Below are 22,635 nucleotides of genomic sequence, written 5' to 3'. Positions count from 1 at the left end.
GATCAACAAATGTAAAAAGTGTAAAACAAGTTATTCATTCAAAGATAAAACAAAAACGGGGTTCCATGCCAAAAAGCATCCAAAGCTAATCATGCAACGGCGGTGTAGAAATACTCCTAGCAAGCGGAGAAGGGGCATGAGCAAGACGGGAAAGCGAGCTGCACCGGGTTCGGCAGGAGCACAAGGCATTCCCGGTTTGACAGGGGTACAAGGTATTCCAGGTTTAGCAGGAGCCCAAGGCATCCCGGGAACTGCGGGAACACCGGGAGTCCAAGGAATACCAGGAATACAGGGTCCAGCAGGAACACGGGGAGCGCCAGGAGTGCCAGGTCCGGCTGGAGTCCAAGGTAGTTCAGGTGCAACAGGTGCACCTGGCCCTACTGGAGCACAGGGCATAGCGGGCCCTACTGGAGCCCAAGGTATAACAGGCCCAACCGGTCCGGCAGCTGACATTTCAAATATTGAAATTATACCCATAGCTGAGCGGTATTTTTATTTTGCACCTGCTACAATTGAATCTTCAATCACGATTATGGCGGATCAATTTTCTGTAGATGGTGTACAGGAGGCCTTTCAGCGTTTTAATGTCGGAAGCAACAGTTATGCCAATCTATACATTAATGGAATGATACAAGAAAGCACATTGTATAGCTTAACACCTTCATCGCTGACGATTCGCCTTAACGAAGGAGAGGCAATTCTCTCCGGCACACCTATTATTGTGGAAATTGTCCAATTTAGTGTGCGATCCAGTGGATGATACTGTTTGCGGTGAGGCAACCCGGAGGCAGATATAGCTGTTTCTTGGGGCAACGGAGCCTTTGCGTCCGACATGCCAAAGCTGTAGACCATCTTTGGAGCCTTGGTCATGGATGGCTTGCACGACTTTTTGCAGCGGGGAAATGTGCTCGTCGCTCCATATGCCAAGACTGCCTGAGTCTTTTCCCTGCTGGGTGACTGCATGCACCTCAGCATAATGAGTCCCACCTGTCCTAGCCCCCGAGCGCCATAATGCAGCGTATGCCAATCGGTTGCTTTTCCGTCTTCTGCAGCTGAGACGGTACCCATTGGAGACATCATAACCCGGTTTTTTAGCTCTACATCGCGTATTTGAAGGGGTTGAAACAGTAAGCTCATTGGGTTCACTCCTCTTTATTTACGGTTCAGAACACCCGATTTTATTCGGTTACATATCTATTTTATATGAATAAAATGTGGTGATAAACGTATTATTTAAGGTGTTCATGATCATTTGTTTTCAAAAACATGGCATTTTAGGTTGGATTCAATATATTTTAAATGGAGGTATGAAGACCGAATGAGCCTGCATAAATATAATTTGCATTTTAGTTAGTTATCGCTTACTATAAGCTTATGAATAAGAAAACACATGTAGACAGCAAAAAGAAAGATATTCTGCAGGCAGCAATGTGCTTATTTGCAACCAAAGGAATTGACGGGATTTCGGTCAAAGAAATTGGAGAGGCTGCTGGTGTGACGGATGCCGCGATTTATAAGCATTTTAAGAGTAAAGATGCGATGGCCTTGGAAGTATTCGGGCAGTATTGTAATAGCTACACCACATTAATTGACTTCTATCGCAAGCAGAGTGGGAATTTCGTTAGTCGTTTCCATCAACTGGTGGATGAAGTGCTGAATATGCATGATGAGGACCAGTATGGTTTGCTTCTACTATCACAGCATCATGAGCTGTATGTTGAAGCAAGCCAGAGCCAGAATGTGCGTCAGCCGCTGGAGGCGTTGACTGAATTCATCGAACAGGGGATTCAACAAGGTGAACTGCCGAAGCAGGATGCTCTGCTATCCGGTGTGCTCATCATTGGAGCCATTACACGCTTGTCCGTGTCCAGCCTGGAAGGTGAACTTCCACAGCAGTTGGTTCCATTTGCAGCAGAGGTCAAACAACGTTTAACTGCTTTATTAAGTAAAGGTCAGTAGTGACCTTTTCTTTTTAAATATAAAGTTAGTGTCTTCTAACTAAAATCATAATATGAAGGTAGGAAGTGGTTTATATGTCTAAAAAAATATTGGTGATTCAAGGGAATCCGGTCGCTGGCAGTTATGGGGAAGCGCTGGCTCAATCCTATGTAAAAGGAGCGAAGGCTGCAGGGGCAGAGGTTCGTTTGTTGCAGCTATCCGCGTTGGACTTTAATCCAAATCTATTAGGTGGATATCGTAATAAATTACCGCTGGAACCTGATTTGATCCAAGCACAGGAGTCGATTAAATGGGCAGAACATCTCGTTTTTGTCTTTCCGATCTGGTGGGGCAGCTTGCCTGCATTAATGAAAGGATTCATTGACCGTACCTTTATGCCGGGATTTGCGTTTAAGTATCAAAAAGGAAAACCCTTGCCTGACAAGCTTCTAAAAGGAAGAACGGCCCGCCTCATTACAACGATGGACGGTCCGCATTGGTATTACCGATTTTTCCAGGGACAGCCTGGACATCGGATGATGAAGGATTCAACGCTGCATCTATGTGGTGTCAAACCGGTGCATTCTACTGCGATTGATCTCATGAATAAATTATCGGATCAGCAGCGCAACGATTGGCTGAGCAAGGTGGAGCAGCTGGGGCGAAACATGAGCTAGGTTTTCACCTGCCTGCCCCAAATTCATTGGCCTACAGGTAAATCATGGTGGTATCTGATCATAATTGACCTGCGAAAAGGAAAAAGACCACAATGGGAGCAACTGGCTCGCATTGTGGTGTTCGGAATAGCTCATGTTTGCAATCAACGTTATATAAATATCGATGCAACGATTAAAATAAATCCGATCGCTAGACCGGCAGGGCCCCAATAATGCATAGGGATAAAAAACAGACTGTGTTGGGTTCCCATTCGATAGCGTTGCCCAGTTTCCATATCAACTAGCACTTTGTCCGAGTCGGCGTTAAGCGCTTTTCCCAAGTACCAGATAATAACCCCCGACACAATGAACACAAAAGCCATTGGTAGCCGGGAATCTATGGAGTCAAGCCCTAGAGCGGATACTAAACTCCCAACTATAAAAAATAAAATCCCTGGAACAACGATGTTTAAAATACCAAAACCCTTCCAAACAATCACATGAAATCTTCCTTCCTGAGTTCAAATCCAACATATGTATTTATCGGTTAAAAGAGAGATTTAGTTTACAAAATGACCCATACAATGGGGAATTTACAATGTATAAAACTGGATAGAAGGCGTCAAGAAGGGGAGGAAAGCATGTACACACGTGGAGTATAATCCTGGAGGTTTGCAGGTACCACAAAAAAAGCCGTTTCTCCACATCTTCATAGCCCAGCATAATCTGGCCTGAAGGAGGAAAATCGGCTTTTTCAATAAGTGAAGTGAAGCCCTGTGCCTATTCGGCGGTTGCTTTCGCTTGTTCCGCTACAAAAATAACAGGTTTCATAATCCGGCTCAGCATATCCTGCTTCGGACGATTCCAGGTAACCCAGTCATCCAGTAGCAGACCGCCTGTGTCGCCGCTATTCGGATTCAGGGACCAGTACGTAAAGTACAGGTTGTTGGCACCAATATAGTCTACGAGTGCATTTTGCCATTTCCCCTCAGTAGTAGACAAATCAACGTTACGACCGCCGAATTCACCGACCAGTACCGGAGCTATGTTTTGCTTGCTGATGTAGCCCCAGGTTTGATCCCAGATCGCTGGCAGGTTGGACGGGAAGGCCGGGTCGTTGAACCATGGCTGCGAAGACACACCAGGGCCGTAATCATGTGGAGAATATACGACACGATTCGGTACGTCCAGAACGACAGGATAGTTGGCTACACCTGTCAGGTTGCCACCCCACCAGTATTGGCTATTGTTGCCTTGTACATTGTGGTCTACACCTTCTACGAGAATCAGCCAATTCGGATTCACGGACAGAATCGCATTCCCTGCACGTTGTGCCGCCAGACGCCAGTCTGTGGAGGCATTGCCTGTACCCCAGCTTGCTTGCCCGTGTGGCTCGTTGTGCAAATCCGCACCAATGACGGTGGGGTTGTTTTTATAACGGTCAGCTAACATTTTCCAGTCACTAATCCAGCGAGACTCAGGATACTGGGATGTGTACCACAGCTCGGATTGCCCACCTGAGCCTGGACGGTGACGGTCAAGGATAATCTGAATACCGCGTTGTCCAGCTTTTTCGATCAGCTTGTCCATAATTTGAATCGGAGTTAATCCGACAAGATCAGGGTTTTTGTGGTAATCAATACTGTCTGGACGGGAACTGGAATCGAATAACTGATTGCTGTAAGGCAGACGAATCAGATTGTAGCCTTCTTTCTTCACCTGATCTAGCATGTCGTCCATTGAGCGGCTCCACAGTCCATGCAAGGTGTAATTAGGAGTTTCCAGACCGAACCAGTTCAGGCCGTTAAATGCCGCTTCTTTCCCTGATTCGTCTACAATCTTGTTTCCTTGGGTGTGATAATATCCTTTCACACTGGCTGCATCTGCTGAAGCGGGAGTATAGCCATACAGTGTGAAGCCCATAACGAGGGAGGTAATGACGAAAAATGTTTTTTTCAGTCCTTTTTTCTTCATAATTCTGCTTCCTCCTTTATTTAAAAGAAATTGTAACCAATTACATTCTCATTTTATGTTCAAATCTTCCATCAAACAAGTTCATAAAATTCGTATATTTCTAAGATTTCGTTCGAATTCAATAGATTCGTAACAACGTATGGTTAAGCTAAGTGTCCAGCTTTTGTGGGAGCGGTTGTTTAGGGGCTGGAGGACACGCTCTAACTCCTCATTTATTATATTTTCCTGCTGTAAAAGAAGGTATATAATAAAGTGAAATTCACTTTACATACAAGTTGCAGAATATATATATTTGAAAATTAACACGCCTTACATGCAGAAAAGGAAAGGAAAGGAGGGTAATTATGGTAACAACGATGAAGGAAGTTGCAGAACGTGCCGGTGTGTCGAAGAGTACAGTTTCGCAGTTTCTACAAAAGAGATACAACTATATGAGTGAAAACACCAAGAAGAAGATCGAGCAAGCGATTGAGGATCTCAGTTATATACCTAATGAGGTGGCACGTAGTCTCAAGCAGAAGAAGACCTTTATTGTGGGGGTTATTTCTTCAACCATTTTATCGAGATTTACAACAGAAGTCGTGCGTGCAATTGAAGATGAATGCCAACTGGAAAATGTCCAGGTCATTGTCTGCAATACCGATGATGATTCGCTCAAAGAGAAAAAGTATGTTCAGTCGATGATTGCTCGGCAAGTGGATGGACTTATTATTTTCCCGACGGAAGAGAACAAGAAATTATATGTTTCCCTTGTCAAAAATGGCTATCCTTTCGTGTTTGTGGACCGAAAAATCGATGAAATCAGCGTAGACACAGTGCTGTTGAATAATGAAAAGGCCAGCGAGCTTGCGGTTGAAGCACTCATTGAGCATGGTCATAACAACATTGGGATCATCACGTTCCCCTTAGGCAAAAAAGCGATCACTACACGAAGTGAGCGGCTGTCAGGTTATCGAAATACGTTGGGCAAACATGGCATATCAGTGAATGAAAACTATATCAAAAGCGGCAGGTTGGATGAAATGCCTAATCTGATTAGACAACTATTCCATATGGAGCATCCGCCCACCGCAATCATTGCTACGAATGACATGATTTTGGAGCAGGTGCTGATTTATGCAAAAAATAATCATCTGGCCATACCTAATGACTTTTCCTTGATTGGCATAGATGATGTATCCTTTGCATCTTTTTATAATCCGCCGATCACCACCGTTTCCCAGCCGAGTTTTGAAATGGGGAAAAGAAGTGCGAGGCTACTGCTGGAGAAAATTGATCAAAAAGAACAGGATCATGAGGAGCTGTCAGAAATCATACGAATGAATCCGGTCATTAACCACAGAGAATCTGTCCAAAAACTGAACTGAATGATTTGATTAAGTCCTTTTCATCTTTTTGAAAACGTTTTTATAAATTCTATTGTAAAAAGAAAATAAAGAGCTATAATGATCTTATGATTCGAGTCATGAATACCCTTTCATTTATGTATGTCCTGATTTTAGTGATGATTGCGATTGAAGAGAGGGGAGGAGTGAAGCTTAAACGAATAATGTATGGAGTAAGTTGTGAATTGATTCACAAAAAATGATTCTGCTTCTTTTTACATTCCCGAGAGGGAAATTTTTTTCGAGTATTACTAAATCGATTTAGTAAGAATGGAAAATAAATAAAAGAAAGTCGGAGATCACTATGGAAATGTTTATGAGCATTATCAGGGAGCCATCCATCATTATCGCGATTGTGACTTTACTCGGCCTTATATTCCAGAGGAAGAAAGTATCAGAGATCATTACGGGAACTACCCTTTCTTTTATGGGCTTCACCATGATCAAGGTCGGCGGCGGAATTTTAGGTGGCGTTCTCACTAACTTCAGCCAAATTTTTTCTTATGCGTTCAACCTTAAAGGTGTCGTACCAAGCAATGAAGCCATTATGGCACTGACCATTGATCAGATCGGGGCGGATGCTGCGCTCATTTTGCTCTTTTCCATGATCCTTAACATCGTGCTTGCACGCCTGACCAAGTTCAAGTACATTTATTTGTCTCTTCACTTGATTTTGTTTATGAGCTTTGCCGCTACAGCCGTTATGAAAGGGCTGGGTCTCAGTTCGCTAACTACGATCATCGTCGGTTCTTTGGTAATTGGGAGCTATATGGCGGTGTTTCCTTACCTACTCCGGAATGCCAGCAAAAACATTATTAAATCGGATGAATATACGATTGCTCATGCTTCCATGACCTCTTACATTCTAGGTACCTATTTAGGGAAAGTTTTTGGCAACCGTGAAAATGACACCGAAAATGTGAAAATTAATGACCGCATCAGTTTTTTGCGCGACCCCAATGTTGCAACGACCTTGACGATGCTTGTGCTTTTACTGGTATCTGGACTGGTTGCTGGTTCTGATTATGTCAGCAAATTATCGGATGGCAAAGAATATATCGTCTTCATCCTCGAACAGTCAGCTATTTTTGCTGGCGGCTTGTATATCGCAAAAGCAGGTGTTAAGCTGTTCACAACTGAAATTGTACCCGCTTTCAAAGGTTTCTCCCAAGTGTTCGCACCTGGAGCAATCCCTGGTGTGGATGTTCTGGTACTGTTCGACAAATCACCCAATTCCGCGTTGGTAGGCTTCTTGGTTAGCTTCTTCACAGGCGTTGCCTGCGTCTTTCTTTTCCCGTTTATCGGATTGCCTGTCATTGTGCCAGGGATCATGGCCTGCTTCCTCGCTGGTGGTGCAGCCGCGATATTCGGCAATTCCAGCGGTGGTTTCAGAGGGGCTGTTATTTCCAGTTGTCTTAATGGATTCTTGCTCTGTCTGCTGCCGGCTCTCACCTTGCCGCTCTTTTCTTTTTTGGGCGCCGAAGGGGTAACGTTCGCCGATCCCGACTTTACTACTCTTTCTGGTGTACTTTGGCTTATTTTTCGCTGGTTTTAAACTAAATCGATTTATGAATTTTTTCAAAATAACTTATCTAAATTATTTGCGCCTTAAAAAGAGGAGGAATTATCCATGTTTTTTAACGATCAAGATATTCAAATTGATATCGTTGACAGTAATACCACCCGGAAAGTGCTGGCCCACAGTGACCAGCTTATGTATGTCAAAGTGATGTTTGCTAAAGCTCAAACAGGGGAGATCCTGTTGCATAAGCATGTCCATGAACAAGTCACTTATGTAATAAAGGGAAGTTTTAAGTTTATGATCGATAATGGCGAAACAAAGGAAGTGCAGACTGTAAAAGAAGGAGACAGCATCCATTTTCCATCCGATACTCTTCATGGCTGTATCCCACTGGAGGATGGCGGTATTCTGTTAGATGCATTTACACCAGCACGTGCAGATTTTCTGTAAATTCCCCTTTCAAAATACGGTTTATCTACCCAGATATCTGGAGAAATTCACGATGCTTTTCAGCGGCAGATAACCGAGGCGAATGAACGCCTTCTGGCCATGTCCGATGTAAAAAAACGGTACAAACGCAGGTTTTCAGTTGTTAATCTGCACCAGTGAGCCTGAGGTAAACCTCAGGTTCTTTTTTGTTCATATGAGTTGCTTTGGGTCCGATACATTTCTTTTTATCTTTTTTTAGAAGAAGACCTGCAAGTATGTTATATTTAACAAACGGTAATCGTGATGAACAGTAATATAGTGATTTTTAGAAAAGGATGAGATTATTTTGGAAAACAACGAAACTCAGCAGGAATTTGCAGAAGTATATGAGCAGCTTAAAGTAGCTGCAAACCGAACCTCCGATTGGAAAACACGCCTAGCCGCGGTAAATGATCTGGGTGCATGGAAGAACCAGCAGACGATTGACTTGCTGACACACCGTTTGAATAATGATACGGTATATGCCGTTCAGGAAGCCGCTTACCGCAGACTTCAGGAATGGGGCGAGAATGTACAGCCGCCTGTGCGCAAAGAGGGTGAGCTTGTTAAGGGCCTGACGAAGATTCTGGTGCGGATTAAAAAAAGCCTGCCAGCCGACCATACCTATAACGATTTTCGCGAGAAGCTGCACAAGATGAGAGTCGATATTTATGACATCTATGAAGGTGACAAGGGTGCTGAATTTGATCAGTGGCTGGAGCAAAAATGGGCTTCGTTATCCACAAGATAATGTCTGAACCCTGTAATTGAATGTATTTTTAAAGATTGTTGCTGGTGATACAGACAGAGCCTTAACAAGGATAAGGGATTATCTTTGTTAAGGTTTTTTATCTTGTTCTCCTTAAGAATCATGTCCTTTATCTTTATGCCACTGTATATATACTTTGGCAATATGGTACGATGGGATCGGATTATTTTAGTGTGTAGATGGGAGGGACTAACATGAGCAAGGCGAGGCTGTGTTTTATCGGGGCTGGCTTTCACGCTTCAACGAATATATATCCTGCTGTCATTGGGGCAGGTGCTGAAATTCAGGCGATTGCGACTAGAGATCTAAGCAGATCGAAGACAGCACTTCAGCGGTTTGGAAGCAGCGGCACACCTTATGACAATTACAAGGCTATGCTGGAGCAGGAAGACTGTGATGGAGTTGTCGTGATTGCACAAGCGGCAGATCATCCTTCGCTCGTACTGGACTGCATTAAGGCTGGAAAACATGTTTTTGTAGAGAAGCCACTGGGCTGGAATGCCGAGGAAGCGGCCCAAATTGCAGATGCGGCAGAAGCAGCGGGTGTCGTACTGATGGTCGGTTTCATGAAGCGTTACGCGCCTGTATACATAAAATTAAAAGAATTGATTGAGGGTGGCTCGCTTGGAGCCGCACGCTCATTTCAGGCAAAATTTCTCGTGGACAGTACCCTGTTTTGTAAAACCGGCGAAGATTTCATGAAGCTGGCGGCGGTTCATATGGTCGATCTGGTACGTTATTTGTTTGGAGAAGTGGTGCAGGTTACCGGATTTGCGAACGATAACGGCGAGTTTGTTTCCCATACGATTGCCCTGAAATTTGAAAATGGTGTAGTGGGTAGCCTATACTTCGCAGGTATGACAGCATGGACACGCGAGAGTGAAGGGTTCACGGTAACCTTTGATCACGGTTTTGCGAACGCGGATGAAGTGAATACACTGATCATTCACAAGTCGGAGAGTCATACAGAGCTTCCTTGGAAATCCCTTGCGGAAAACGATACGGTTCTGACACCGTCAGCCTCCGCGATGTCGGGCGGATACCGTGATTTGTACTTGCGCGGTTTTGTTGGTGAAATCGCACATTTCATGAACTGCTGCCAAGAAGGACGGACGCCTGATTCAAGTGGATGGGATAACGTGAAAACGATGGAGCTGTGCGACCGTATTTTGGCTACGCTCCAATAGGATACCCATTTCATATACAAGCTTTGGAGCCTGGACGGTACCTTAGTTTGGGTGATTTGAAAGAAGCTTCGGTATAACTGGTCAGTAGATGGCTCCTGCATTTGTCGGGAGTCATTTTTTTCGTTTACCCTACGACCTTTCTGTTTCATAGCATTCCTGCCCATTTTATTCGATTATCAAGACTCAATTTTAGATATTCCTTTGAGAAAAAGAAGAATATCTTTAATTATATATAGACATAGATAAAAACGTTAGTAAAAATTAAAAAGTACGCTTGTGCAAGCATATATTTTGTAAGGTCAATGTGAAAATCTATTATTCTAGTTAAATATTTTTTCATGATCATGATATCGATTGATTATTAATATAAGCGCTTTCTAATTAATGTTAGGAAGCAAACAATGAATGCTACATCAGAAGAGCTAACGCATGAACGTAAAAAGAGGAATTACACTTGGTGCGCTAATATAATTCTAACCCAAATCGTAATGGTTTCTATTATGACAATGACTCCAATACATATGGGACATCATGGTCATGGCTTAGCAGAAGTGGGGCTAGTTATAGGATTTCATATTGGTGCTATGTATTTACCATCTTTAATTACCGGGATATTAGTGGATAAGGTAGGGCGGATCGTAATGGCAATAGCGGCTACCATAATTTTTTTGCTTTCAGTGGTTATAGCTGCTACTGCACCTGCTGATTCTATGGTGATGTTACTTGTTGCTCTTTCATTGCTTGACCTAGGACGGAATTTTGGCTTTTTTAGGTTAAAGCTTTGATTGTAGATTCTACAACAACAAATAATCGCGCTAAAGTGCAAGGTACTGTTGATGTAATGATTGCTTTAGCTAGAGAATCTGATGGTGCTCTTTCGGGAATAGTTGTAGCTAATTCAAGCTATGCCACGTTATCTTATAGTGGCGGTGTTATTGCTTTGTTACTCATTCCAATTTTGTTTTAGAAACGTCCAAAAGTAATAAAATAAAACTCTGGGAATTTACTTGTAGGTGTAAAAGATCCTTGTTGTTGTCAGGCAATGATAGTAGGCTGCGGTTATATGAGAAGTACCTATAGCTATAATGCTATGAATCAACCGGAGCAGTATAAATCTGATAGAAAGACACTAGATTTTTGGTTTTACTTCTATTATTCACTATAAATATATCATCATGATTCTACTTAGATGTTTTAATTCACACCTCGATTTTAAAAGAGTACCTGTTTTCATCAAGTAACTGTACTAAATTTCTAATCATTATTGGAACTTATGCAAAATGTGTTGACGACCACATAATACTTTGCTATATTTATGTGGTCGTCAACTATATAAAGTAAAGAAGGTTTGAAAATGAAAAAGTTATGGAATACAATAAAAGTCGGAAACTTAAACTTGCAACATCGTATGGCTTTAGCTCCTATGACTAGATCTCGTGCATTTCATGACGGGACACCAGGAGAACTTAGTCCACTATATTATAAACAACGCGCTTCACTAGGCCTTCTTATCAGCGAAGGTGCGCAACCTTCAGAAGATGGCCAAGGTTATTTGTATACACCAGGTATCTATAGCGATGCACATATAGCAGGCTGGAAAAAGGTAGCTGACCAAGTTCACCAAGCTGGCGGATATTTATTTATTCAATTGATGCATGCGGGGCGTATGTCGCATCCAGAAAACACACCGCATCATCGCCAGCCGGTTGCTCCGTCTGCCATTGCACCGAAAGCGCAGATGTTTACTGCAACCGGAATGCAGGATATTCCCGTTCCGCGTGAGTTAAGCCTTGAAGATGTTAAAGCGACTGTTGAAGATTTCCGCAAGGCAGCTGCTGCTGCTATTCAGGCTGGAGCAGATGGTGTAGAGATTCATGGGGCAAACGGATATTTAATTCATCAATTTATTTCAGAAAATGCAAATGTACGAACAGACCAGTATGGAGGCTCGATTGAAGATCGCGCACGTTTTGCCATTGAAGTAGCAACAGCCGTGGCAGAAGAAATTGGAGCTGAGCGTACAGGCTTACGTATCTCTCCTGATATTCCAATGGGAGACCTGGTTGAGGGTGATAAAGGGCCTGAGGTATATAAATACTTGATTTCAGAACTTGCCAAACTTAACCTCGCTTATCTTCATGTCTTGCATGGCGGTAATGAAGAAACGCTTCGTGAAATTCGCTCAGCTTGGCCGACTGTGCTTGTAGTTAATCGTCCGAGCCGCCCTCTAGAGGAAATCGATCGAGATGTTAATGCAGGACTTGCAGATATTGTATCGGTAGGTACTTGGGCGCTTGCCAATCCTGACTTTGTAGAACGTTTGAAAGCAGGTGCTCCGCTGAACGAAGCAGATCCGTCTACCTTTTATGGTGGTGACCAACACGGCTATACAGATTACCCTACAATGAATTGAATTCAGATATAAATGGAAGTATATTACCTTCGGCATTTCATAAGCGAATTGCTATGGTGTAGCGTGAATTTTTTCAATCGTCAAAGCAAGCTAAAGGCAGACCATGTGAAGCAACTGCATCTTTACAATCATGGGGTTATCCACTACCTTTGAACGCAAAGTAACTGTAGGAGGTTAAGTTAAACATGGATGGAATTAAAAATGATTTAAGCGAAGGATTGTTTAAAGAAGACATGCAAGCAATTCAACGTTTTCCAATAAATTTTGCTGTTTTTTCACTAGCTAGATCGCACCGGGGTTTGGCTGCGCATTTACTACGGGACGTAGGCTTGTACGCTGGTCAGGAAATTATGCTTATGCAGTTATGGGAGAAAGATGAGCAGTCGCAACAAAGTCTAGGCTTCACCATGCGACTGGATCATTCAACAGTAGCCAAATCTGTTCGACGCTTAGAGAATGCGGGATTAGTCACTCGTTCACGCTCACCAAAAGATGGGCGTGTTACACTTGTGAAGCTAACAGAAGCTGGCCGCGAGTTTGTAGCCAAGTCCATTTCCGTTTGGACAGAAATGGAAAAAATAACATCAAAAGGGCTTACGGAACAAGAAAAAGAGCTGTTAATCTCTTTATCGCAAAAGATTTCAGCTAATATGGAAAGTAAAATGTAATGCCGTCGTGCGTCGAACTAAAGCTTGCTCATTATCAGAAGTATGTAGAAAAAAAGGAGAATAAAAGATGACAAAGACTGCGTTAGTAACTGGTGCAAATAAAGGTATTGGATTTGAGATTGCGAAACAGTTGTTAGAAGTGGGGTATCGTGTTTTAGTGGGAGCACGCAATCAGGAGCGAGGAGAAACGGCAGTAACTGCGCTCCGAGAATTTGGTGATGCACATTTGGTACTGTTGGACGTTGCTGACTTAGAGAGTATTGATAATGCAGTGACAACGATTAAGCAGAATTACCCGGAGTTGACGCTCTTGGTAAACAATGCCGGTATTCCAGGCGACATGCATAAACCTGGATGGGAGTTTGCGGTTGAAGATCTACAGGCAACTCATCAAGTTAACTTTATTGGTCCTTTTGCACTTTCAAAAGGCTTACTACCCCTATTGATTGCCAATAAAGGCACGATTGAAAACATCAGTATACCCATTGAACCGATACCTTTCTTTAATACATTTGCCTACCAAACAGCTAAGGCTCCTTTAAATGTCATGACAAAGTCTTGGGGAATGAGTTTTGAGAAGGAAAGTATACCTGTGGAGATTTTTGCAGTGATGCCAGGAGCGGTTTCGACGGATTTGAATGGGCGTATAACAGGAGATTTTGTAAAAACACCTGCTCAAGCTGCGGAATTAATTGTCAACTTTGTTTTGGATGATGAAAATCACAATGGACAGGTGATTAATTACGACGGCACTCTAGCAACATACTAATTTAAATAAAAGGATTTACGCATAACTTCTGATTTACTTCCACTTCTATTATAGCCCTTTCTCTACTAGAGAGAGGGCTATTCTTGTTTTTTCGTAATACATTTTGGATACAGAGAATATCGGGTAAGTTGTCCCATATGACTTTGGCGAGTAACTGTCGAATCGTAATTTTTTTTGTGACAGCGTCATATTGCAATAATTGTCCCAAGCTTGCATGTCCATATAAAAAAGCTTTGGACACACCGGAGTGGGGAAGCCACCGTATTAAAGTAGAAAGTCCCAATATACCTTTAATTGATAAACATACGATTTTAACGTATTGGCTGCCCGTCCCATCTGATCTAGATACTTAATATACTTCATAATCGGTTTAATCATTTGTTGATGTTCATCCACTACAATCTAACGATATCCTCCTTCATACGGTATTTTAATCACTTGATTCATTTGCACTCCTCCTATACGATCCATACGTTAAATACTTACTTTACCCGGATATACATAATTCGCATGTGATGAAAGTAATGAAGGGCAATAGTAACGTGAAATACGTTAAAGTCCTCTTCTAATTATAGTCTTGATAATGAATAAATCTCTGTTGAAAAATATGCCAACAAAGAAGAACGATGCGATAGAATAGGAAAAGAAAGCGTTATCATCACCTATTTTCTGCGATGGTCAGGGGGAGAAGGCATATGCGTTCAAGGTTCCAACCATTAAACACGTTGCGTAATCAGATTTTTATCGGATTTATACTGGTGATGCTCATTATGATGAGTGTGGCGGGGGCGTTCATTTATCTCAATGTGTCTCACCTGTTAAAAGACAGTGCCGAGCGACATATTGGTCAGACCGCCGTACAAGCAAGCGGTAGGCTGGATGCATTAATCGGCCAGATGGACAGCTTGACGGAGCAGGTCGCGAATCACCCGTCTGTTCAGCATATTTTGCTGGAGGAGCGTAACGGGGGCAAGGTAAATTTCGGACAGCGTCAATCACTACTGCAAGTGATGCATAGCTATCAGGCATATATGCCGAGTGTCGGCTCGCTGGAGCTGTATACCGCCGAAGGGAAGATGTTGTTTCCGATTAGAGAGGGCAGTCTGGAGGAACGTATCGGACAGGCAGACATCCGGGAAGCGAATCAGATGAAAGGAAGACTGGTCTGGATCGGCATTGATCCCGAAGATCCCCGGTCACTGCTGGCAATTCGGCAGGTGAGCCTGGTGGATCGCTGGTTCTCGCGCGGAGGGTACTTGATTACCCGTATGGAGCGAAGCTATTTTGGACTGAATGGTGCGTCAGCGGTCAATGAGGAAGCGGATGAAACCATGCTGCTTGTAGATCGTCAAGGTCAGCTGCTGTCGGGTGAACCAATGAACCAGACGGATTTGTCAGGTGTACTGCATAGCAAGACACAGACGGTTCATATTGGGGAACGGGAATATGTGAAGGCAGTTCAGCAGTCGGAGCGGACGGGCTGGTCGCTGCTGATCCTGATTCCGGTTAGTGTCGTCACAGACGGAATTACGGTTTTACGGACTACACTTATCATTTCCGCGTCTCTTGGTGCCGTGCTATTCCTGTTCATGTCCTTTATGTTGTCTACGTTGATTACAAGACCGATAGGTCACTTGATTCAGGCGATGCGTCGTTCACGGGAAGGGGCATTGGCCCTGAATCCAGAACCGGCAGCAGCGGTCGAGCTGCGAGAATTGAACGCAGAGTACAACACAATGATTGTCGATATTAATGAATTGATCCGTGTTATTTGCGAGAAGGAGGTTTTACAAAGCCAGACCGAGCTTAAAGCTCTGCAGGCGCAGATCAATCCGCATTTTCTTTTTAATACGCTGGATGCTTTCAACTGGTCGCTACAGGAGAAGGGAGAAGAGGAGCTTGCCGGGCTGATGGTGTCCATGTCGCGGCTGTTTCGTTATGTTATCGAACCGGCTCACCATGACTCTTGGGTGACACTCGGGGAAGAAATGGCGCAAATCCGTCGTTATCTGGAACTGATGGAGATGCGTCTGGGCGAACGTCTGAGCTGGCAAATTCATATGCCTTCGGAGGCAGCCAGAATTCCGCTTCCTAAACTGTTGATCCAGCCTATTCTAGAGAATGCCATTTTGCATGGTGTCGAAAATCGCATCGGCAACGGCCGTGTTGAAATCAGTGTCACTCCTTCGACCAGATCGGGTTGGACCAAGATCGCGGTCATAGATAACGGACCTGGAATGACACTGGAAGAACTTGCAGCTGTGCGTACAGCGTTGATGGGGGGAGCAGCCTGCCAGAGCAAGGGAACCGGTATGGGACTAGTGAATGTGCAGCGCAGGCTTGCTCTCTATTATGACAGCGCATCTTATCCAACGGATGGTGTGCTGATACATAGTGCTGAGCAGGAAGGAACTGTGGTCGCTTTTGAAATTCCTGATGAATATGGAGGGCGGTAGGAATGAGTGTTTCATCCAAAACCATTGTCATTGTAGACGATGAACAGCGAACACGTCAGGGGATACACCAGACATTGGAGCAATGGGCCGCCGGGAAATACCGGATTGTAACATTCGATAATGGTTTGGAAGCATTAAATATACTGCGAGCGGAGACAGTTCATCTGTTGATTACGGATGTCCGGTTGCCGGAATTCAGTGGGCTGGATTTAATCCGCTCTCTGGAACGGGATTCACGACGACCAGCGATCATTGTCATCTCGGGTTATGCGGAGTTTGATTATGTCCAGCAGGCTCTTCGTCTGGGAGCCGTCAATTATTTGCTCAAACCGATTGATAAGCAGGAGCTACTGAATGCGGTCAATGAAGCGCTTCGGCTGGAAGAGGAGCGGCAGCGGTACGAAAAGCTGGACAAGCTGGCTGACCCTGTTCTGCTAGAGCTTGATCTCCAGGCGGCTACTCTTAGTGATCCGGTACGACGTGCCTTCACTTATATGGCGGAGCATCTTCACGAATCCATTACGATGGCGCAGACTGCCGCACATTCACACCTGAATGCCAGCTATTTTAGTGTTTTGTTCAAGGAGCAAAGTGGTTTGTCCTTCAGCGAATATCTGCATCGGCTGCGGATCCAGCGGGCTAAGGAGCTGCTGCTGCATACCCAGTTGACGATTGCCCAAATCGGCGAGCGATCAGGCTACCGAACAGATAAATATTTTATTAAAGTATTCAAAGCGACCGAGGGGATAAGTCCTAGCCGCTACAGGCAGCAGATGCGTACAGGACCAGAGAATATTGACTGACAGTAGGCAGATCAAACCCAATAAAAGTGGAATTATACCCAATGAGTGTACCCTGTTGGAAGCAGGAATGGAGTGCTAAACTTACAAATGATAACGGTTACAAAAAATATAATTACAACAAACGGAGGTCTAACGATGTCCAACGAGTATGGTTTACGTAAGCGCTCACATCAGAAATGGTTTGCTGGGTTGACCCTGCTGCTGTCATTTATGCTGGTGCTATCCGGTTGCGGTGCTGGTAAGGATGGTCAGGGCGGTTCCAGTGGAGAAGGGGGAAAGGTTACACTTAAAATGATGCACCTGTGGCCAGAGGGAAGCTCGGCACAGCAGAGCAAGCTTGTGACTCAGATTATAGATCAATACCAAAAGGATCATCCGAATGTCGTCATTCAGCAGGAAGTGCTGGAAAATGAACAATATAAAAACAAACTCAAAGTGCTGTCGGCTTCCAATGAATTACCGGATGTCGGCATTACCTGGGCAGCGGGCTTTATGGAGCCTTACGTTAAAGGTGGATTATTTACGCCGATGGATGACCTGTTGAATGGTTCCAAGCTGAAGGACAAATTCGTACCGGGAACGACCGAAGCTTATGCGCTGAATGGCAAAACGTATGCGCTTCCGATTGAATTGAACATAACACCTATTTATTACAACAAAGCTATATTCCAAAAATACAATTTGAAGGTACCTACGACATTTGACGAATTTAAGCAGGTTGTGAAAACTCTTACGGATCATGGAGTTGCACCGATTGCACTGGGCAATAAAGATCGCTGGACCGGCTCACTCTGGTACATGTATCTGGCAGAGCGCATAGCAGGTAATGACACGCTGAAAAAAGCGATTGACGGCTCAGGATCGTTCGATGACCCTGGTTTAATTAAAGCAGCCTCTGAAGTCCAGACACTTGTGGATATGAATGCCTTTAACAAAGGATTTAATGGCTTGTCCAATGATGAGGGAAAATCCGAGTTTATGAACAATAAGGCAGCTATGTATTTGATGGCTACTTGGGAATTGCCGAATTTTACGACCAATCCCGCAATCCCACAAGAATTTAAAGATCAAATTGGCTTCTTTAAATTCCCGATGGTTGCAGGCGGCAAGGGCAACGAGAACAGTTGGGTAGGAGGTCCGGGAGTAGGTTTGTTTGTTTCGGAGAATTCCAAGGTGAAAGAAGAGGCCAAAGCGTTCGTTGAATACTTTGTAGTCAAATGGGGAGAACAATCGGTCACACAGGCAGGCGTTATTCCAGCGACGAAAGTGGACACCTCTAAAGAAAAACTGCCCCAGCTGTATGTTGATTTGCTGAACGGGCTGAACCAGGCCAGCAGCATTACATTGTTCGCTGATGTACAGATGAAGCCGAATGCAGCACAGGTGCATTTGAACATGATTCAGGCGTTGTTCGGCAAAGCGGTGACACCGCAACAATTTGCCGACCAGCATAAGGCTGCCATCGAGAAAGGGAATTGAAATTGACCACCTAAGGAGGTCCGACCGTGGAAAAGGTCATGTCGAATAAGCTCGTTATTGCTCTATATGTATTGCCTTCTCTACTATTGCTATTCGCTATTATATATGTACCCATCGTACTGACTGGCTATTACGGCTTGAATCAGTGGAATGGAATTGGCTCTATGACTTTTGTGGGGCTGGACAATTATCAACATCTGTTTACAGACAAAGCGTTCTGGCAAAGTGCATGGCATTCGCTGCTGCTGGCCTTGTTTTCAGGCATTAGTCTGATCGGTTATCTGGTCATTGCGATGATTTTGTCAGGGAAAATCAAGGGAGCGAATCTGCTGCGGAAAATTTATCTGATTCCCATGCTGCTGTCTTCTGTAGCAATCGCACAGCTGTGGCTCAAAATATATCATCCAACGAACGGAGTGCTCAATTCCTTACTGGTGTCGGTCGGAGTTCACAACCCGCCTGAATGGTTAGCTAATCCGTCTCTGGTGTTGATTGCCTTGTTTATTCCGATTATTTGGCAATATGCAGGTTTTTATATCCTGATCTACTATGCAGGGCTGAAAAACATTCCCGAAACCTTGATGGAGGCTGCCCGGATTGACGGGGCCAGCCCCTGGCAGATTGCGACTCGTATCAAATTGCCCCTGCTGCGCGAGGTGATTAACGTTACGATCATATTGTCCATTGTCGGCTCGCTCAAATATTTTGACCTCATCTACGTCATGACGGATGGTGGACCGAATGGAGCCAGTGAAGTGATGGCCTCTTACATGTACCACCAGGCATTCCGCAGCTTTGATTTTGGATACGGCAGCGCCACAGCCTTTGCCCTGCTGCTCATCTGTCTGATCGCTACGTGGCTGATCCGCAAGGTTACGGCTACTAGTGACACCATCCAGTATTCATAATGCAGTCTTGCTAATAGATGAGGGTAACAATGGACAGGAAGAGGGAGGAACGGATATGAAAACCCAGGCAGCCGCCAACTATCCGCTTGGAGTCGCTACCCGCGGCAAAATGTTAACTCGGGTCGGTTATGCCGCTTTGTATATCATTTTAATCATCTTGGCGGTGACGCAGCTTTTACCGCTGGTGTGGCTGATGCTGTTCTCACTTAAAAATAATCAGGAAGTGTTTAACCTTCCGCCGTTTGCACTCCCGTCCCAGCCGCATTGGGAGAACTATATGAATGTGTGGACCAGCGGCAATATAGGGAGGTACTTTTTCAATAGTGTGTGGATTACGGTCATATCCGTGGCGCTGACGGTGCTGCTAGCCAGCTTTGTAACGTTTGCCATTACACGTATGCGGTGGAAAGGAAGCAAGTTAGTTCTCGGGCTCTTTATGGTTGGAATGATGATTCCAGTACATGCCACCTTAATTCCGTTGTTCAGTATGTTTCTAAAACTGCATTTAACAGACACTTCACTCTCTATCATCCTGTCGTATGTTGCTTTTAATCTGCCGACAACGATGATGATCTTGCTGGGCTTCTATTACGCCTTGCCCCGTGAAGTGGAAGAAGCGGCCGTTATGGACGGCTGCTCCGTCAACCGGATGTTCTTTCGGATCATACTGCCCATGACAACCCCCGTCATGGCAACGACATCTATTATTAACATGATCTATAACTGGAATGAGTTTATTTTCGTCAACACGTTCATCAGCTCGGACGAAAACAAAACACTGACTGTAGGCGTTCAAAACTTTATTGGACAATATACGACCGACTGGGGAGCGATCGGAGCTACGTTGATGATCAGCATTTTGCCCATTTTGCTCGTGTTCCTCATCATGAGTGACCGGATTGTGGAAGGGATCGCGGCCGGGTCGGTTAAGGGGTAAAACAAATTCCCCTGGTTAGAAGAGCACCCCCTAGTGTAGACATTGGAACAAACCTTTTGGTTTGTCCGATGAATGCTAGGAGGTGCTTTTTTATGCGAGTCTAGTTTGAGTCGATGGGAAATACATAAATGAAAGTAGAAAATCTATAAGTTTAAGTTTTTTCAGAAAATAAATGGTGAGCAAACGTGTTGATAAATTATGAAACCGACCAATTGCGTGAATCCATCGGAGGTTATGATGTGGTTCGTAACTCTGATAGGGGGATGGAAAGTTATTGTTTTTGGTGCAGGGAGATTGGTGGGACTGCTATTTTTTTATTTCTTCTTTAAATTGAAAAAAAGTCCATTCCTCTTATGATTCAAATTGGAATGGACTTTCAAAATTTTAGAGTGACCCATCTTAAATAAAAGAGTAAATGAATTTAATATATATTTAGTAATGATTTCTCTATATAATTCACTCCCGAATCTATATAATTAAGTTCATTTATTTATAGCTATGTTTAGGGCAGTAGCTTTAAAGAGTAATCCTTTTAGTCTCTAGGAGAAATTAATTTAAGAAAAGCTGCGAATGATTCACATACAAAATCTAATGTTTCGTCTTGCCAGTCTTCAAGTGATTTTTCTTCTAATTCCTCTTCGGTTATTTCACTTTCTAAAATTAAATCTTCATGGTTTTGAAACAAAATTTGGGGTTCATTTTTATCTTTCCGAAAATCAAATAAAAATTTATCTCCAGATCCATTAATAGCAAAGGGAAATATATTTTTTGGTAACGCCTCGCTCAAAGTATCATACGCCAGCTCAATTGGAGAAATTACTTCTCCAAGAACTTCTTTTTCTATTAGAGATAATAGTTGTATAGACCATGTTAATTTCCCAGGTACTTCTACAACGCCCGCTATCTCTTCACCATTTTGATCTATTATATAGGGTACCGATCCATCATGATTCAGCACAATTTCTACGTACTCTTTGGGAAAACGGATATTCCATCTGCTCTCGAGAATTTTCACTTTTTTCTTATCCAACTTTATATTATCTGACCAATTTACCCGGAAACTCATTGTAATTTTCCTTTCTAAATTATTAGGAGTAGAAAAGCTACAGCGTGTTCGATAGGAATAGTAGAACGGTGATGCTACGTATAGCCTTCAACTGCACTTGGACTTGTCCAACGAAGGTGCTGCTGGATAAAAAATCTTTATTTAAACGATTTTTAGAATCTGTTATCTTTTAATTTACTAGACGATTTTTAGAATTACAATCTTGAAAATGAGAGTAAAAAATGGAGCTTTCCAAATTTGGAAAGCTCCCTTGAATTAAAAAGGTTGAAAAAGCTAATCAATAGGCTCAATTTTCTGCTAAATCTTTTCTTTCATAAAATTTATACAGAAATTCTATAAATGAATCTGCAAAAAAATACTTTTTCTAGCTGTCTCCTCTGCCTGATCTTGACTCATACCTTCGTTATTTACCAATACAACCTTTTCCGCTGCTCCTTCATGCTCCCCAAAAAAAATCACTGGATTCTCTTCATGACCTTTGTAATCAAACAGATTAAATTTCCTGCGGGGTCAAAAGCAAAAGGTATTACTTTCTCTGGAAGTGTATCATTATAATCATTAAACACATTTAGAATAAATTCATCATCGTCTTTATCATAAGTTATTAAAGTCCCAAACACTTTTTCTTTTCCTTCTACATCAAACAATTCAGGATTAACATGCGCTCCATTATTTTCTAATACACATTCTATATAATCTAAAGGAAATTTAACTCCCAAATCCGTTTCCACTTGTTCAACTTCTTCACGTGTGACAAGTTCATCTGGTGATCTCCGTTTTACATTGCTCATCTAATACCATCTCCCCACAATGTATTTCCGCCTAGGCTTTAAATTGTTTCTCATCCGATAATTTAAACATTTCCGTATCCAACTTCATTTTAAATTTCACATCATTTCCCTTTAATATTGGGAGTCCCAGAATTTCGTAATCCACACCCTGGTTTGATAGTTTGGGAATAGGTAACAAACCAATTACTTTTCAAGTCTTGGCATGTAGGGCCTGAGGAACAATAAATAGTTAAAGAATAGCAGAAAAAGTTTGGAGCAGGGGCGATTCCCCACGTCTTCACATTGAGAGCCCGCTCATTGAGTGGGTTTTTGCTTTTAATCATAGACATGTTAGAAATTGGTGAAGCTTGTAGACATTCTGCTACATTTAAATCATGTTGTCGATAAAATAGTGGCGTAATGCTTCCAGAAACCAATCTGGCCAATTTGACATAGCATATTTCCCT

Annotated in this window: 19 protein-coding genes and 3 pseudogenes; 17 read left to right on the top strand and 5 right to left on the bottom strand. The window is 43.2% G+C overall.

What is annotated here, in order from left to right; genetic code table 11:
- The first annotated feature begins 136 nt into the window (after positions 1–136).
- A complete protein-coding gene (locus KAI36_RS27545; RefSeq protein WP_220025772.1) occupies positions 137–760 on the top strand; it encodes a DUF4183 domain-containing protein in 624 nt (207 codons plus the stop codon).
- Here the strand turns inward: KAI36_RS27545 and KAI36_RS19435 are convergent.
- Positions 662–1,068, bottom strand: a pseudogene (locus tag KAI36_RS19435) (oxidoreductase). The gene KAI36_RS27545 and the pseudogene KAI36_RS19435 sit on opposite strands and share 99 nt — an antisense overlap.
- 306 nt (positions 1,069–1,374) lie before the next feature.
- Here KAI36_RS19435 and KAI36_RS19430 point away from each other — a divergent pair.
- On the top strand, positions 1,375–1,959 hold the full coding sequence (locus KAI36_RS19430; RefSeq protein ID WP_025723259.1) for a TetR/AcrR family transcriptional regulator: 585 nt from the start codon (positions 1,375–1,377) through the stop codon (positions 1,957–1,959).
- A 74-nt stretch (positions 1,960–2,033) separates the two neighbouring features.
- On the top strand, positions 2,034–2,615 hold the full coding sequence (locus tag KAI36_RS19425; protein ID WP_025723258.1) for an NAD(P)H-dependent oxidoreductase: 582 nt from the start codon (positions 2,034–2,036) through the stop codon (positions 2,613–2,615).
- 149 nt (positions 2,616–2,764) lie between these two features.
- On the opposite strand, the gene KAI36_RS19420 is transcribed toward KAI36_RS19425, so the two are convergent.
- Together KAI36_RS19420 and KAI36_RS19415 are read right to left on the bottom strand one after the other, a co-directional pair.
- Positions 2,765–3,094, bottom strand: coding sequence for a hypothetical protein (locus tag KAI36_RS19420; RefSeq protein WP_025723257.1), 330 nt, complete (start codon positions 3,092–3,094; stop codon positions 2,765–2,767).
- 280 nt (positions 3,095–3,374) lie between these two features.
- Positions 3,375–4,568: a glycoside hydrolase family 5 protein gene (locus KAI36_RS19415; RefSeq protein ID WP_220025771.1), complete on the bottom strand. Its 1,194-nt coding sequence runs from the start codon at positions 4,566–4,568 to the stop codon at positions 3,375–3,377.
- A 344-nt stretch (positions 4,569–4,912) separates the two neighbouring features.
- Here KAI36_RS19415 and KAI36_RS19410 point away from each other — a divergent pair, with 344 nt between their 5' ends.
- The 14 genes and pseudogenes from KAI36_RS19410 (at position 4,913) to KAI36_RS19345 (ending at position 20,332) form a co-directional block, all read left to right on the top strand.
- Positions 4,913–5,935: a substrate-binding domain-containing protein gene (locus tag KAI36_RS19410; RefSeq protein ID WP_220025770.1), complete on the top strand. Its 1,023-nt coding sequence runs from the start codon at positions 4,913–4,915 to the stop codon at positions 5,933–5,935.
- A 322-nt stretch (positions 5,936–6,257) separates the two neighbouring features.
- Entirely contained in the window at positions 6,258–7,508 is a 1,251-nt protein-coding gene (locus tag KAI36_RS19405; protein WP_220025769.1) for a PTS ascorbate transporter subunit IIC, read from the top strand.
- 75 nt (positions 7,509–7,583) lie between these two features.
- On the top strand, positions 7,584–7,925 hold the full coding sequence (locus KAI36_RS19400; RefSeq protein ID WP_023989787.1) for a cupin domain-containing protein: 342 nt from the start codon (positions 7,584–7,586) through the stop codon (positions 7,923–7,925).
- Positions 7,926–8,250: 325 nt separating this feature from the next.
- Positions 8,251–8,694, top strand: coding sequence for a HEAT repeat domain-containing protein (locus KAI36_RS19395; RefSeq protein WP_013311410.1), 444 nt, complete (start codon positions 8,251–8,253; stop codon positions 8,692–8,694).
- Positions 8,695–8,906: 212 nt separating this feature from the next.
- On the top strand, positions 8,907–9,899 hold the full coding sequence (locus KAI36_RS19390) for a Gfo/Idh/MocA family protein (RefSeq protein WP_220025768.1): 993 nt from the start codon (positions 8,907–8,909) through the stop codon (positions 9,897–9,899).
- A 438-nt stretch (positions 9,900–10,337) separates the two neighbouring features.
- Positions 10,338–10,866: pseudogene (locus KAI36_RS19385) on the top strand (MFS transporter); the annotation flags it as partial.
- Positions 10,867–11,253: 387 nt separating this feature from the next.
- A complete protein-coding gene (locus KAI36_RS19380; RefSeq protein WP_220025767.1) occupies positions 11,254–12,312 on the top strand; it encodes an alkene reductase in 1,059 nt (352 codons plus the stop codon).
- A 185-nt stretch (positions 12,313–12,497) separates the two neighbouring features.
- The gene (locus tag KAI36_RS19375; protein ID WP_220025766.1) at positions 12,498–12,980 is read left to right on the top strand and encodes a MarR family winged helix-turn-helix transcriptional regulator; all 483 of its coding nucleotides are present in this window, start codon (positions 12,498–12,500) and stop codon (positions 12,978–12,980) included.
- 67 nt (positions 12,981–13,047) lie between these two features.
- Positions 13,048–13,749 (top strand): SDR family NAD(P)-dependent oxidoreductase, encoded by a 702-nt coding sequence (locus KAI36_RS19370; RefSeq protein WP_220025765.1) that lies wholly within the window; start codon positions 13,048–13,050, stop codon positions 13,747–13,749.
- 695 nt (positions 13,750–14,444) lie between these two features.
- Positions 14,445–16,205, top strand: coding sequence for a cache domain-containing sensor histidine kinase (locus KAI36_RS19365; protein ID WP_220025764.1), 1,761 nt, complete (start codon positions 14,445–14,447; stop codon positions 16,203–16,205).
- A 2-nt stretch (positions 16,206–16,207) separates the two neighbouring features.
- Entirely contained in the window at positions 16,208–17,008 is an 801-nt protein-coding gene (locus KAI36_RS19360; RefSeq protein ID WP_025723251.1) for a response regulator, read from the top strand.
- 135 nt (positions 17,009–17,143) lie between these two features.
- Positions 17,144–18,487 (top strand): extracellular solute-binding protein, encoded by a 1,344-nt coding sequence (locus tag KAI36_RS19355; protein WP_220025763.1) that lies wholly within the window; start codon positions 17,144–17,146, stop codon positions 18,485–18,487.
- Positions 18,488–18,513: 26 nt separating this feature from the next.
- Complete coding sequence (locus KAI36_RS19350; RefSeq protein ID WP_025723249.1) at positions 18,514–19,395, top strand: carbohydrate ABC transporter permease; 882 nt, start codon at positions 18,514–18,516, stop codon at positions 19,393–19,395.
- A gap of 55 nt (positions 19,396–19,450) precedes the next feature.
- Positions 19,451–20,332: a carbohydrate ABC transporter permease gene (locus KAI36_RS19345; RefSeq protein WP_025723248.1), complete on the top strand. Its 882-nt coding sequence runs from the start codon at positions 19,451–19,453 to the stop codon at positions 20,330–20,332.
- A gap of 532 nt (positions 20,333–20,864) precedes the next feature.
- Here the strand turns inward: KAI36_RS19345 and KAI36_RS19340 are convergent.
- On the bottom strand, positions 20,865–21,398 hold the full coding sequence (locus KAI36_RS19340) for an SMI1/KNR4 family protein (protein WP_025723247.1): 534 nt from the start codon (positions 21,396–21,398) through the stop codon (positions 20,865–20,867).
- A 286-nt stretch (positions 21,399–21,684) separates the two neighbouring features.
- Positions 21,685–22,189: pseudogene (locus KAI36_RS19335) on the bottom strand (SMI1/KNR4 family protein).
- Positions 22,190–22,635 lie beyond the last annotated feature (446 nt).

Source organism: Paenibacillus sp. S02, from assembly GCF_019454065.1.
Classification (GTDB): Bacteria; Bacillota; Bacilli; order Paenibacillales; family Paenibacillaceae; genus Paenibacillus; species Paenibacillus polymyxa_B.
The sequence above is the reverse complement of the archived record's forward strand: the minus strand, read 5'-3'. Positions and strand labels throughout refer to the sequence as shown.

Coding starts and splice junctions, on each gene's coding strand:
- KAI36_RS19410 (WP_220025770.1), top strand. CDS start 4,913: ATGGTAACAACGATGAAGGAAGTTGCAGAACGTGCCGGTGTGTCGAAG.
- KAI36_RS19355 (WP_220025763.1), top strand. CDS start 17,144: ATGTCCAACGAGTATGGTTTACGTAAGCGCTCACATCAGAAATGGTTT.
- KAI36_RS19360 (WP_025723251.1), top strand. CDS start 16,208: ATGAGTGTTTCATCCAAAACCATTGTCATTGTAGACGATGAACAGCGA.
- KAI36_RS19415 (WP_220025771.1), bottom strand. CDS start 4,568: ATGAAGAAAAAAGGACTGAAAAAAACATTTTTCGTCATTACCTCCCTC.
- KAI36_RS19370 (WP_220025765.1), top strand. CDS start 13,048: ATGACAAAGACTGCGTTAGTAACTGGTGCAAATAAAGGTATTGGATTT.
- KAI36_RS19405 (WP_220025769.1), top strand. CDS start 6,258: ATGGAAATGTTTATGAGCATTATCAGGGAGCCATCCATCATTATCGCG.
- KAI36_RS27545 (WP_220025772.1), top strand. CDS start 137: ATGAGCAAGACGGGAAAGCGAGCTGCACCGGGTTCGGCAGGAGCACAA.
- KAI36_RS19340 (WP_025723247.1), bottom strand. CDS start 21,398: ATGAGTTTCCGGGTAAATTGGTCAGATAATATAAAGTTGGATAAGAAA.
- KAI36_RS19400 (WP_023989787.1), top strand. CDS start 7,584: ATGTTTTTTAACGATCAAGATATTCAAATTGATATCGTTGACAGTAAT.
- KAI36_RS19365 (WP_220025764.1), top strand. CDS start 14,445: ATGCGTTCAAGGTTCCAACCATTAAACACGTTGCGTAATCAGATTTTT.
- KAI36_RS19390 (WP_220025768.1), top strand. CDS start 8,907: ATGAGCAAGGCGAGGCTGTGTTTTATCGGGGCTGGCTTTCACGCTTCA.
- KAI36_RS19375 (WP_220025766.1), top strand. CDS start 12,498: ATGGATGGAATTAAAAATGATTTAAGCGAAGGATTGTTTAAAGAAGAC.
- KAI36_RS19380 (WP_220025767.1), top strand. CDS start 11,254: ATGAAAAAGTTATGGAATACAATAAAAGTCGGAAACTTAAACTTGCAA.
- KAI36_RS19345 (WP_025723248.1), top strand. CDS start 19,451: ATGAAAACCCAGGCAGCCGCCAACTATCCGCTTGGAGTCGCTACCCGC.
- KAI36_RS19430 (WP_025723259.1), top strand. CDS start 1,375: ATGAATAAGAAAACACATGTAGACAGCAAAAAGAAAGATATTCTGCAG.
- KAI36_RS19425 (WP_025723258.1), top strand. CDS start 2,034: ATGTCTAAAAAAATATTGGTGATTCAAGGGAATCCGGTCGCTGGCAGT.